We start from the raw sequence: 13,371 nt of genomic DNA, 5'->3' as shown, positions 1-13,371 counted from the left end.
GGCTCAGAGAATTGTGTAGCCGCCATCAATCAGAAGATCGGCGCCGTTGATCATGTTCGCGCCGTCCGAAACCAGGAAGACGGCGGCGGCAGCGATCTCCTCGGGATAGGCGAAGCGGCCGGTGGGAATGCGCTTCTTGGCGGCCTCTCCCTTTTCACCGGCCCAGGCCTTCTTGCCGAGTTCGGTCAGAACCACGGTCGGCGAGATGGTGTTGACGGTAATCCCATACTTGCCCCATTCGGCGGCGAAAGTCTTCGACATGCCGATGACACCGAATTTCGAGGCGCAGTAGGCGACATGCTCCTCAATCGCGACCGTGCCCGCCTGCGACGCGAGGTTGATGATCTTGCCGCCATTTCCTGCAGCGATCATCGCGCGACCGACAGCCTGTGTGACGAGAAAGCTGCCCTTGAGATTGATGTTGATCGTCTTGTCCCAATAGTCGAGCGACAGATCTTCGGCTGGCGCCAGAAAGACCACGCCGGCGCTGTTGACGGCAATGTCGATGCGGCCGAACGCGGCGACGACGTCCGATATGGCGCGATTGACCGAGTCCGGCTGGGAGACGTCACAGACGAAGGATTTCGCACCGCCACCGAGCGCGGCCGCCTTGGCAGCGGCGATATCGGCATTGATATCGAGCACGGCCACCGTGGCGCCTTTTGCCGTCAGCGCGTCGGAGATCGCCGAGCCAATACCGGATGCGGCGCCGGTCACGACGGCGATCTTGCCTGTCAGGGGGAAATTGAGGTCAATCTGGGGAGCAGTGTCTGTCATCTCTTCAAGCCCTTGCGATGTGGATGCCAGGGCGGCGTGATGCCGCCCTGGCTTTGCGTTCGTTACTTGCGGGATTCGAGCAGCTTGTCGGCATTTTCTTTGGTGACCGGCGTCCAAGGAACGAGGTAGTCCTTGGAGGCGCCATCTTCCCACTTCATTTCCGGATACTGGGTCCAGATCGCCGATTCCGGCTTCGCATCCTTGTTCGCGGCCTTGATCGCCACGTCGAGCGCGCCCTGTGCCTGCGCGTTTGCATCCTGCAGGATCGACGCCATTTCGCCGCGCTTGACGGCGTTGATGGCATCGGTGACGCCGTCGACGCCGGCGATTGCGAAGTCTTCAACCTTCAGGTTCGCAGCCTTGATCGCCTCGATGGCGCCGAGCGCCATTTCGTCGTTCTGGCCGATGACGCCGTTGATCTGGCCCGGATGCGATGTCAGCCAGTTTTCCATCAACGTCTGCGCTTCAGCGCGCGACCAGTTGGCGGTCTGCTTTTCGAGAACCTTGACGTCGGGGCACGCCTTGAGCGCCTTCTCGTTGCCTTCAAGGCGCTGGATCTGGCCGGACTGTCCGATCGGGCCTTCGAGGATGACGAGGTTGCCCTTGCAACCCATCTTGTCGAGAACGGCCTTGGCTTCGAGTTCGCCCGCTTCCACGTCGTTCGAGCCGACATAGGAGGTCAGCAGGTCGGAGTTGACGCGGGCGTTGGAGCCGACAACAGGGATACCGGCATCATGAGCGGCCTGGACGGCAGCAGCACCTGCTTCGATATCCATCGGCACGAAGATGATTGCGTCGAACTTCTGGGTGATCATGGTGTTGAACTGTTCCTGCTGGACCAGCGCGTCATAGCGGCCGTCGAACACCGTCAGCTCCACCTGACCGCTCTTCACTGCCGGGTGCTGCTTCAACGCGGCCGACCAGATCTGCATGAACTCGGCATTCAGGCCGTAGGTCGTGGCGCCGATCTTCAGCTTCTTTTCCTGCGCCATGGCAGGCGCAGTCAGGATCGCCGCACTGGCGATAAGTGCGAGCATCAACTTCTTCATCTGTTTCTCCTCCATAGAGATGTCCGGTCGCCGGTATGACGCGCGGTTTGCCAACGGATCGCGGATACGATCCGAATTATCAGGTCAAAGACCTTGATTTCGCTTCTGGTCCAGCATGACGGCGCCGACGATGAGCGCGCCCTTGAGCACCTGCTGGTAGTAGGATTGGATACCCATCAGATCGAGGCCGTTGTTCATGACACCGATGATGAGCGCGCCGATCAGCGTTCCGGTAACCCGACCGACGCCGCCCGAGAGGCTGGTGCCACCGATGACGACGGCTGCAATGGCATCGAGTTCGTAAGCGATGCCCGCCTGCGGCAGTGCCGATCCCGTGCGGGCAGAGAGTATCATGCCGGCGAGACCTGCAAGCGAACCGGAGATGCCGTAGACGGCGAAACGGATGCGGGTGACGTTGATGCCCGAGGTGATTGCAGCATGCGGGTTACCGCCGACGGCATAGATGTAGCGGCCAAAGCGCGTGCGCGTCAGGACCCACCAGGACACGATGAAGACGACAGCGAGGATCACCACCGGCATGGGCACGCCGAGGATGTTTCCGGTGCCAATCCAGCGGAACTCCGGGATCAGCGCCGGCACAGGCTTTCCACCGCCGTAGATCAGGGTCATGCCGCGTGCCGCCGAGAGCATGCCGAGCGTGGCGACGAAGGCTGGCACGGCGAAGCGGGAAACGATGAAGCCGACGATGGCGCCACAGGCAAGGCCCACCGCGATACCGACCAGCAACGCAACGGCCGCCGGATAGGGCGCGCCCGCGATGCCTGCCGTCGCCGATGTCGTGACAAAGCTGGCGCTGACGATACCGGCGAGCGCCACGACCGATCCGACCGACAGATCGATGCCGCGCGTCAGGATGACGAAGGTCATGCCGATCGCGAGAACACCGTTGATCGACGTCTGCAACAGCACGTTCGAGATATTGCCGGCCGTGAGGAAGTACTCGTTGGAAAACGACAGGATCACGGACAGAAGCAGGAAGGCGAGAAAGATGCCGTATTCCTGAATGAGCAGCCTGCGGCGATCCGAGTTGAACCAGCCCGTCGTTGGTTTGTTATCTGTAAGGGACACTGTTTCTGACCTCTTCCCATGCCGATCCGTATTGAGAAATTCGCGGTGCGCCGATTACGTCGACAGATGCACCAGCGCCTGCGCGTCGGTCTCGGACCGCGGATAGACGCCCGCCGAGCGACCGTTGCGCATGACGAGGATGCGGTCGGACATGCCGAGCACCTCGTCGATCTCCGATGAAATCATCACCACCGTGCCTCCCGCGGCCGCGAATTCGCAGATGATGCGATAGATTTCGCGCTTGGCGCCGACATCGACGCCGCGCGTCGGCTCGTCCAGCAACAACACCTTCGGGTTGCGCAGGAACCACTTGCCCAGAACGACCTTCTGCTGGTTGCCGCCGGATAGTCCCGAGACCGCCATGGTGTCGCGCGCGGTCTTGATACCGAAGCGTTCGATCATCTTTTGGCTGGCAGCCTGCTCCTGGCCGCGACGCATGACGAAGCCTGGGCTGAATTCCGGCAGGCTGGCGAGCGCGATGTTGCCCCTGACGCTGTCGACGAGATTGAGGCCCGTCAGTTTGCGATCCTCGGTGACAAAGGCAAGCCCGTGCTCCATCGCGTCGACCGGCTTGCTGACGGTGATCGCCTTGCCATCAAGCTTGATCTCGCCCTTGTCCATCCGTTCGAGACCGAACAGGCAATTGAAGATCTCCGAGCGGCCGGAGCCCATCAGCCCGTAGATACCTAAGATTTCGCCTTTCTTGACGGAGAAGGACACATCCTCGACCTTGCCCGTCGCGCTCAAACCCGTGACCTCAAGCCCGGTGACGTCGGTCGGCGTGTTGGTCTTGACATATTCTTCGCCGAGTTCACGGCCGACGATCATGCGGATCAATTCAGGCCGATCGATATCCGCAAGGTCGCCTGCACCGATGTACAAGCCATCACGGAACACGGTGTAGGCGTCGGCAATCTGGAAAATCTCGGACAGGCGGTGGGAGACGTAAACGACACCCTTGCCGGCAGCCTTCAACCGCTCGATGGTCTTGAAAAGCTGCTGCGCTTCCTTCTCGCCGATCGCCGATGTCGGCTCGTCCATGAAGATCACTTCGGCATCGTGGCTCAACGCCTTGGCGATCTCGACCAGCTGAATCTGCGCGACCGACAAGTTCATCATGAATTGCGTCGGGCGGATGTTGAATTCGAGTTGCTCCAGCAGCCGCTGCGCATTCTGGTTCATGGTCTTGAAATCGATGCCGCCGAAGCGGCCCGACGGCTCGCGACCGAGATAGATGTTTTCCGCGACCGTCATGTGCGGCACCGGGCTGAGCTCCTGCTCGATGATCGCGATGCCGGATGCCAAGGCCGCCGCCGGGCCTGAGAACTCTACTTCCGCTCCACGTCGCCTTATCGATCCTGCGTCGCGCTTGTGGATGCCCATCAGGATCTTGAGGAAGGTGGATTTTCCCGCGCCATTGCCACCGCACAGCGCATGCACGGAACCAGCCTTGAGCTGAAACCGGCCATCGCGCAGAGCCGCAACACCATTGAAGGACTTCTTCAGCCCTTCGACATCAAGCAGATATTCCACGTCAATTCCTCCCAGCATCGTCCACCGGTCAGGTGGAACGATGGATCATCGCGCCCTCTCCATTGGAGCGATTTTTACAAGTGTCAGTTAGATGGCGACAAATGTCAATCGTGCAATTGCTTGTTTCTTGGAGTGGAGCTTGTTCGTCAAGCAGTTCGGCTCTGAAGACGCCGAAAACGACGTGTTCGACCGGCCGCGCGCGAGATCGGAAATAGCCAGCGTTGCGATACGAGAGCAAAGCGTTGGCTCGACATCACAAACTTTGGCGCTCCAATCTTCCCATCTGATTGCCACCAAGGCACCGCCAACGCGGCGCCTCGTATAAGTGCCTGGAATAAAATTGATGACCGCAAGCATGCCCTTCGCACGCTGTGGACCGACGTCCGCTGGCGACGGCTACCGTTGCGCTTCTGGTCCGCCGGCTGGGCCGCGACGTGCTCATCCCGGCGAAAAGCGCTGTGCACGCTGCGGCCGACCGGTACGGCATTGTGAACCAGGCCCGCAAGAGGAGCCGGGCGAACAAGGCCGTCGGTCCCAACGAGAGGCCTGATTGCGCAGACTTGTAAAGAATTGCGCGCACGGTAACAGGCGTTGACGCATTTGATTATGCGCCACTGGGTAGCCCTTGCAGAGAATCGTTGAAAGCCGACGTCGATATTCAAGCCGGCAACATGATCTTGGCTATTCGAAGTCCGCCCTTAAGACTTCGGCTATCTTCTCTGCCATCATGATAGTCGGAAGGTTGGTGTTGGCGCAGGGGATTGTCGGCATCAGCGAAGCATCGCAGACGTACAAGCCGTCAAGCCCACGCACCTTGCCAGATGCGTTCGTCACCGCCATGCGATCACCGTCGGCGCCCATGCGGCAGGTGCCGGACGGATGCCAGACGCCGCCAACCACTTCGGAAATGTAGGCCTCAAGGTCCACGCGGCTCGAAGCAAGCCGTTTGGGATCGTCATAGTTCGCCAGCATGTAGGGAAACGCCTTTTCGCGTAGACTGCCGATGGCGTCGAGACCAAGCGCACCGACAGCGGTGACAGCGGCGCCAAGCTTCGACGGCTTGGAAAACAGCTTGCCGATCTCCGACATGCCGCCCGCATAGATACCAGACACCACCGAACCGAGGCTCGGATCAGAGGTCAACCGCACCGCCCGCTCGAAGGCGTCGGCTAGGCGCGTCAGGTCGCGGCGGTCCGACAGCATGCGGAAGTCGATGCGCGGCGCTCCGTCCGGCGAAGCCGGATCGAGCAGCAACTGCCCGCGCGAATAGGACTTGTTGACCCAGAAGAACACCGAGCCTAGCTGCCGGCCAACGGAATGCCAGGCGGCGCGGGTCACGAAGTTCATGTGCATGTCGCCTTCGGGGCAGCCGTCGACTCCCGATGAAAAGCGATAGCCGATAGGGATATGATAATCTGGAACGCCCTTCTGGCGGGCGGCGGGCCTGAGGAAAGGTACAATGCCCGCCGACGGGTGCTCCATCAGGTTCTGGCCAATGCCCGGCAGGTCGCGCAGGACCTCGATGCCACAATCGACGAGATGCGTCGCGGGGCCGACGCCTGAGCGCATGAGCATGGCAGGTGACGCCAGCGCACCCGCCGACAGGATGACGCGACCGGCGCGCAGTTCGTTGCGAACGCCAGCGCGTTCGACGATGACCCCGTTCGCCCTGCCCTTTTCGATCAGGATGCGGGCCACCGTGGTTTCAGTGCGGATCTTGAGATTTGGACGACGGCGCACCTCGGATGTCAGATAAGCCCAGGCGGTGCTGACGCGCCGGGCCTTCTCGTCCATGTTGACGGCCATCTCGAAGATGCCTTCCTGCCAGACGCCATTCTGATCGGGAAGGAAGGGGATGCCTTTCCTGTCGCAGATGTCGAGCATGGCCCGGGTGAACGGCGTCCAGAGAACCTCGCCACGGCGGCGGATCGGGAACGGGCCTGTCTTGCCGTGCAACTCGTTGTCGAAATCGAGGTCACGCTCCAGCTTCTTGAAATAGGGCAGGCATTCGTCCCACGACCAGCCTTCGACGCCCATGGCACCCCATTCGTCGTAATCGTTCGGGGAACCGCGATTGGCACCGATGCCGTTGATGGCCGAGCCACCACCCAGAACGCGGGCCTGCTCGTAGCGCGAGGCCTTCGCCTCCGGCCGGTTGGAGCCCGTGTACGGGTAGGATGCCTTGAGGTTCCAGGTGTAGCGGGGGTTGGAATAGGCGACACCCGGATAGGGGTTAGCGAGATCGGGAAAGTCTTCCGGACGCTCGGCGTCGATACCGGCCTCAAGAAGAATGACACGAATGGCCGGGTTCTCGGTCAAACGGGATGCGAGGACGCAGCCTGCGGAACCTCCTCCTACGATGATATAGTCCGCACGAATGGTGTCCGCAGTGCTCATGTCAGTCCTCGAAGAGCCGATTGGGAATGATGTGTCTCAGAGGCGCCGCTTACGGCGCCTTGTAGGCGATGCAATCAACTTCGACCTTGCAGTCGACAACCATGCGCGATTCCACGCAGCAGCGTGCGGGTGGATTGTCGCCGAAATACTGGGTAAAGACGCCGTTGAAGCTCCAGAAGTCGCGCGCGTCATCGAGCCAGACGCCCACGCGAACGATGTCCGAAGGCTGGTAGCCGGCGTCCTTGACGATCGTCAGCATGTTCTCGATGGCGATCTTTGCCTGTTCGACGATACCGCTGCCGACAACTTCGCCGTCACGCATCGGCGTCTGGCCGGAAACATGCAGCCAGCCGCCGGCCTCGACCGCCTTGGCGAAAGGCAGCGTCCGGCCGCCGGAGCCGCGTCCCTCGCCCAGTCCGTGTCGGATGATGGTCATTCTAATTCCTTTCAAGGCTTTGCCGGCGGCGCGCCGGCATTAAAAAAACGGATGTCAGCGGGTGATGTCGATCGTCATCGTCTTGAGATCGCACATCTCCATCAGCGTGTGCCGGCCGCCGGTGCGTCCAAGACCGCTGTTGGTGCCGGCGGCGCCGCCCGCTGGAATGTGCGGCTCCCAGTAGCAGCTCTTCTCGTTGACGTTGACGATGCCGCAGCGCAGATTCTCGGTGTAGAAGAAGGCGCGCTTGATCGAATTGGTGAAGACAGCGGCATTCAGGCCGTATGGGCTGGACGCCGCAAGCTCGAGCGCCTCTTCGTCGGTCTCGAAGGTCAGGACCGGAGCCACGGGGCCGAAGGATTCCTCCTTGTTGAGCAGGCTGTCGCGCGTCAGTCCGGTGACGACGGTCGGCTCGAAATAGAGGTTGGTCGGCATACCGGCGGCGATCTTGCCGCCCTTGACGACATCGGCCTTGCGCGAAAAGGCGTCGTTCATGTGCTCCTGCATCTTGTCGAGCGCAGAGGCGTTATTGACTGGTCCCATCGTCGTCGCGGGGTCGAAGGGGTCGCCCAGGCGAACCTTCTCGGCCGCCTTGATCAAGCCCTCGACGAAGCGGTCATGGATCGACTTGTGGACGAAGACGCGCTCCGTCGCCGTGCAGATCTGGCCGGCATTGGCGAAGCAGCCGGCGCCCACCAGCGCAGCGGCGACATCGACGTCCGCATCCGGCAGGACGATCGTGGGGCCGTTGCCGCCCATCTCCAGCAGCAGCGGCTTGCCGGCGCCGCGGCGAGCGATAACGCCGCCGGTAAGCGAACTTCCGGTGAAACCGATCGCGTGCGTGCCGGGATGGATGACGGCCTCGTCGCCGACCTCCGCGCCGTCACCGAGCACCAGGTTGATGATGCCATCGGGCAGTCCGGCGTCGATCATGCATTCCATCAGCGCGACGGCGACCAGCGACGTGGTCGGCGCCGGGATCCAGACGACCGTGTTGCCGGTGGCGATGGCCGGTCCGAGATAATAGAGGCAAGGCAGGCCGAGCGGGAAGTTCCATGGCGTGATGATCGCCAGCACGCCCTTCGGCTGCAGGAAGGAGAAGGCGCGCTTGTTGGCGTCGGCAACCGGGAAGGCGGCCGTTTCCAGCCACTTCATCTGCTCGGCGGCATTGCGAAAGCCGAGAGAGGCCGAGCCGATTTCGGCCTTGGCTTCGCTGTGGAACGGCTTGCCCTGCTCCAGGCAGAGCAGCCGGGCAAGCTCGTCGGTGCGGCGATCGATTTCGTCGGCGATCTTCATGCACAGCGCCGCGCGCTGGAAGACGCCCATCTTCGCGATCAGCGGACGGGCGGCATCGGCGGCTTCGACGGCGCGGCCGACGTCGGCGCGGGTCGAAAGCGCGAGATAGCCGAGTTCTTCGCCTGTCGCCGGGCTGTCGATCCTGAGGTACTTGCCGGAGCTTCCCGCGACCCACTGCGATCCGATACGATTGGTGCCGAGGCGCAGACCCGCCGTCGGTTCGCCGACGATGGGCATGCCGCGCAGATTGGGGCCATCGAGAGAGGATTTGAACTGGACCGTCATGGGATGCTCCTTTGACCGTATTCCGATTGAATCTTGAGAATGGTTTGCCGGCTGCGCTCTACGGCCGCTTCAAACAGCCGCTGGCCCGCCGCCGGCGATGCCTCTGAGGGCGTGCCGATGACGCCGTTGTCGCGGATCTGCTCGAACGGCCGCCAGACGGTGACCGCCGGTCCTGCATAAAGATGCGGATCCGGCCAGGATTTCGGCGTCGTTCCCTCGGGGATCATGTCTTCGCGCACGCTTTGCGGGATGACATGCATCATCAGCGATGTCTCGAGCGCGCAGGCATGGCCGGTGCCGCCGGCGTGGTCGGGCAGAACCTCGGCCGCGACATCGGCAATCAGATCGAAATAGGAAAATCCGGCCGAAACGACTCTCTGTCGGCCGAGCGTGGTGATCGCCACCTGGATCGCGGCGCGATTGCCGCCGTGCCCGTTGATGATCACAGGCAGAAAGCCGTCTTCCCAAAGGCAGGCGCAGAGGTCGACCAGCACCGCGATGAAGGTTTGCGGACTGAGGCTCATCGTGCCCGCAAAGGCGCGATGATGCTGCGAGGATCCATAGGCGAATGGCTCGCAGACACGCATGCCCTCCTGCCCTTCGGCCACGCCATTGGCGACGGCGGATGCCAGCCAGATATCGAGCCCCATGGGCAGGTGGGGTCCGTGCTGTTCAACGGCGCCGGTCGGCAGCAGCGCCACGGGACGATGGCTTCCGCCGGCCGCTAGCCGCTCGGCGTCGGGCGAGGTCATCCAGGCGAAAGACGACTTGCCCTTCGGGAAATGATCGATTGCGGGGCGGCTCATCGCGCCGGCTCCAGAAGGCGCGCCTTGGTGTAGGTCATACCGGTATCGGCCAGAAGCGCCGCCATGATGATGGCGCCCTTGTAGAGTTCCAGGCTCGACGGATCCGTCCCGAAGATGCGCAGGGCCGTCGTCAGCAAGCTTACGATCAAGGCGCCGACGACCGTACCCCAGACCGTTCCGCGTCCGCCGAAGATACTGGTGCCGCCAAGCACCGTCGCGGCGATCGCGTCGAGCAGCAGCGAGGTGCCGCCGATATTCGGCGTCACCACCGGCACGCGGCAGATCATGACGACCGCCGTCAGGAACACGAACAGGCCCGATGCCGTGTAGATGAGGATGGTGTGGCGGGTGACCGGGATGCCCGCAAGTTCGGCGGCAGCCGCATCCGATCCCAACGCGTAGGTGCGCAGGCCGAAGCGCGTCATCCGCATCAGCACGGCGGCGGCGATGACGACAGCGAGCGTGGCGAAGATGACGTGCGGAATGCCGACCGAGCGTTCTATGCCGACGAAGCGCAATGTCGGATCCTTCAGCATCAACACACCCTTCGAGGCGACGGCCAGCGTGGCGCCTTGCAGGACAACCATTGCAGCCAGCGTGGTGACGAAGGGTGGGATCTTCAGAAGCGAAATGACGAGACCATTCACGAGGCCGACGATGAGCATCACGGCGAGACCGATCGCCAGCGAACCGGGCAGTCCGACGCCGGCGTCGATGAGACTGGCGATCAGCACCGCGCAGAAGGCGACGCCGACTCCAGCTGCAAGGTCGATGCCTCCGGTGAGGAGCACGATCATGGCGCCGAGCGCGAGCACGGCGATCGGGGTCGCCTGCGAGACGATATTGATCAGGCTCTGGCCGGAGACGACGCGTGGATCGACGATGGCGAAGATTGCCATCAGCGCTACCAGCAGGATCAGCGGCGACAGGTCGAGAACACGCTTCAAGGCGAGATTGCGGGAGGAGATCATGTCAATTCATCCTTCTGCCCGTAGGAGGGTTGCAGGAAAGGCGCGAAGAGCTTTGCTCATGTGCTTGCTCCGAGGCTCAGATGTCCGACCGGCTGGCTGGCACCGCGGCCAGCATGAACGATGCCGCCGCGACGCTGGTTCTCGCCGAAAGCAAGGGCCATGACGTCTTCCTCGGTCGCACCGCGCTTGAGTTCGCCAACCGAGCGGCCCTCGCACATGACGACGATGCGGTCGGCGACACCAAGCACCTCGGGCAGTTCCGAGGAGACCATGATGATGGCCGCGCCCTGCTGCTTGAGCTTGGCGACTAGATGATGCAGATCGGACTTGGCGCCGACATCGACGCCACGGGTCGGCTCGTCGAGCAGGATGACGCGCGGCTCGGTGGCGAGCCACTTGCCGATCACGACCTTCTGCTGGTTGCCGCCGGAGAGCTCGATGGTCATTTTCTCCGGCTGTGCCGGACGCACGCCCAGCGATGCGATCAGCTCGCGCGCCAGCCGGCCGGTGCCGCTTATCGAGAGGACGCCGAAGCGGCTGTGTTCGCGGATCCACGCGAGCGACAGGTTATCGCCGATCGACATGGTGCCGACAAATCCCTCGAGATGACGGTCTTCCGGGATGTAGACGATGCCTGCCCGGTTGGCTGCCTTCAGGTCACCGCCGGGCTGACGGACGCCGAACACGTCGATCGATCCCTGCTGCGGCGTGTCGAGACCGGCGATCAGGCGCAGGACCTCCGAGCGGCCGCTGCCCATCAGTCCGGCAAGCGCCACGATCTCGCCACAGCGAACGTTGAGAGAAGCGGATTGCAGCAGCTTGCCGTTGGAGATGTCTTTCACCTCGACGGCGATCTCGCCGATCTCGGCATCCAGATGCGGGAAGATGTCGCCGACCTCGCGGCCGACCATCATCGAGACGATCTCCGCCTCATCGGTCTCGGCGGTCTTGCGTTCGCCGATGAACTTGCCGTCACGCAGCACCACGACACGGTCGCACTGATTGAAGATCTCTTCCATCTTGTGGGAGATGTAGAGGATGCCCGCGCCGCGACCCTTCAGGCGCTCGATCAGGGTGTAAAGCTGGTCGCGTTCGCGGTTGGAAAGCGCGCTGGTCGGCTCGTCCATGATCATGAACCAGGCGTCGGCGAGCACGGCGCGAGCGATTTCGACCATCTGCTGACGGCCGACCGAAAGCGTGCGCAGTTCGGCGTCGACGTCAATGTCGAGCGACAGCCCATCCATGATCGCCTTGGCCTCGCGTCGCATGCGGCGACGGTCGAGAAAACCGAGGGCGTTGCGCGGTTCGCGGCCCACGAACATGTTCTCGGCGACCGTCAGATCCGGCGACAGGCTGAAATGCTGGTGGATGACGCTGATGCCCTTGGCATCGTTCGGCGAGGCAAACGCGACCACCTTGCCGTCGACCAGCAACTGGCCTTCGTCGGGCCGATAGACGCCGGAGATGCATTTGACCAGAGTGGACTTGCCGGCGCCGTTTTCACCGGCAAGAGCGACGACCTCGCCGGCCGAGACCGTGAAGGACACGCCATCCAGCGCCTTGACGCCTGGGAAGATCTTGCCGATGCCGCTGAGCGTAATCGAATGCTTGGCGCCTTCGGCATGCGCCGCCGTGGCGGCGGCCGCAGCAGTCAAGGATTTCGCCCGGCGGCGCAGCGAGCGGACGAGGCGCGTGATGGCCTCAGGTTGGCTCGTCAACACAGCGACCAGGATCAGCGCGCCTGTGATGTAATATATGATGATCTGCGGGACCTGCAGGAATGAAAGGCCGGTGTTGATGACGCCGAGCAGCAGCGCGCCGATGGCCGTGCCCCAGATCGAACCGCGACCGCCGGAGAGCTTCGTACCGCCGATGATGGCAGCGGTGATGGCAGTGAATTCGAGGCCCGTTCCGGCGAGCGGTTGGGCGGATCCAAGGCGTCCGATGGTCAGGATGGCGCCGAGACCAGCGGTCGCGCCGGCGATCAGATAGACCGAAATCCGCACCAGATCGACGGGCACCATCGAGACACGGGCGGCTTCGGCGTTGCCGCCGATCGCGTAAATCCAGCGGCCATAGACGGTGCGGCGAAGCACGAACCACCAGATGCAGAGCAGGACGAAGGCAATGACGACTGAGACCGGCAGAAGGCCAAGCGTCGCGCGGCCGGCATAGAGCACAGCGGGATCGGTGATGGCGAGGCTGGACGCACCGGACAGGCTGAGAGAAAGGCCGCGGGCGAAGGCCATGGTCGCCAGCGTCGCGATAAAGGGCGAAATCCCCGCGAAGCCGATGAGCAGGCCGTTCAGCAGCCCGATCAAAGCGCCGCTTGCGATCGCTGCAACCAGCGTCAGCACGGCAGAACCGGTCGATGCGAAGACGATACCGGCGGCGACGCCAGCGAAGGCCAATGTGCTGCCGACGGAAATGTCGATCCCGCGGGCGATGATGACGGCGGTCATCGCAAAGGCCACCAGCGCGATGACCGCGCTCTGCTGGGCGATGCTGACGAAATTTCCGGCCGACAGGAAACGGGGGTCGATCCAGCCGAAGACGGCGATCGCGACCGCGAGCACGATGATCAGGACCGGCTCATTGTGGCGGAACAGGGATGTGATCCGGGAGTGTGACACTTGGGCCCTCCATCAAACGAGACTGCATCCACCGCCGCGGCGGAGCGATGCCGGAGAAACTACGGACTGGAGCGACCGGCGCGCGATGGCGCCGGTCGC

Annotated in this window: 10 protein-coding genes; all 10 read right to left on the bottom strand. The window is 62.8% G+C overall.

Going from position 1 to position 13,371, the window contains the following annotated elements:
- Positions 1–3: 3 nt before the first annotated feature.
- Complete coding sequence (locus ACIQUB_RS26805) at positions 4–777, bottom strand: SDR family oxidoreductase (RefSeq protein WP_402933883.1); 774 nt, start codon at positions 775–777, stop codon at positions 4–6.
- Between the two features lie 62 nt (positions 778–839).
- Positions 840–1,826, bottom strand: coding sequence for a substrate-binding domain-containing protein (locus ACIQUB_RS26800; RefSeq protein ID WP_018897678.1), 987 nt, complete (start codon positions 1,824–1,826; stop codon positions 840–842).
- 84 nt (positions 1,827–1,910) lie between these two features.
- A complete protein-coding gene (locus tag ACIQUB_RS26795; protein ID WP_018897677.1) occupies positions 1,911–2,915 on the bottom strand; it encodes an ABC transporter permease in 1,005 nt (334 codons plus the stop codon).
- 54 nt (positions 2,916–2,969) lie between these two features.
- On the bottom strand, positions 2,970–4,448 hold the full coding sequence (locus ACIQUB_RS26790) for a sugar ABC transporter ATP-binding protein (RefSeq protein WP_402933878.1): 1,479 nt from the start codon (positions 4,446–4,448) through the stop codon (positions 2,970–2,972).
- 681 nt (positions 4,449–5,129) lie between these two features.
- On the bottom strand, positions 5,130–6,845 hold the full coding sequence (locus ACIQUB_RS26785; RefSeq protein ID WP_402933875.1) for a GMC family oxidoreductase: 1,716 nt from the start codon (positions 6,843–6,845) through the stop codon (positions 5,130–5,132).
- Positions 6,846–6,894: 49 nt separating this feature from the next.
- The gene (locus ACIQUB_RS26780; protein ID WP_402933872.1) at positions 6,895–7,281 is read right to left on the bottom strand and encodes a RidA family protein; all 387 of its coding nucleotides are present in this window, start codon (positions 7,279–7,281) and stop codon (positions 6,895–6,897) included.
- A 54-nt stretch (positions 7,282–7,335) separates the two neighbouring features.
- Positions 7,336–8,862, bottom strand: a complete 1,527-nt coding sequence (locus tag ACIQUB_RS26775) for an aldehyde dehydrogenase family protein (RefSeq protein ID WP_402933869.1) — start codon at positions 8,860–8,862, stop codon at positions 7,336–7,338.
- Entirely contained in the window at positions 8,859–9,668 is an 810-nt protein-coding gene (locus ACIQUB_RS26770; RefSeq protein WP_402933866.1) for a creatininase family protein, read from the bottom strand. Before ACIQUB_RS26770 ends, ACIQUB_RS26775 begins: the two co-directional genes overlap by 4 nt.
- Positions 9,665–10,639: an ABC transporter permease gene (locus ACIQUB_RS26765; protein ID WP_402933863.1), complete on the bottom strand. Its 975-nt coding sequence runs from the start codon at positions 10,637–10,639 to the stop codon at positions 9,665–9,667. Before ACIQUB_RS26765 ends, ACIQUB_RS26770 begins: the two co-directional genes overlap by 4 nt.
- A gap of 56 nt (positions 10,640–10,695) precedes the next feature.
- A complete protein-coding gene (locus ACIQUB_RS26760) occupies positions 10,696–13,272 on the bottom strand; it encodes an ATP-binding cassette domain-containing protein (protein WP_402933860.1) in 2,577 nt (858 codons plus the stop codon).
- Between the last annotated feature and the right edge of the window lie 99 nt (positions 13,273–13,371).

The organism is Rhizobium sp. NPDC090275, from assembly GCF_044772225.1.
GTDB lineage: Bacteria > Pseudomonadota > Alphaproteobacteria > Rhizobiales > Rhizobiaceae > Rhizobium.
The sequence above is the reverse complement of the archived record's forward strand: the minus strand, read 5'-3'. Positions and strand labels throughout refer to the sequence as shown.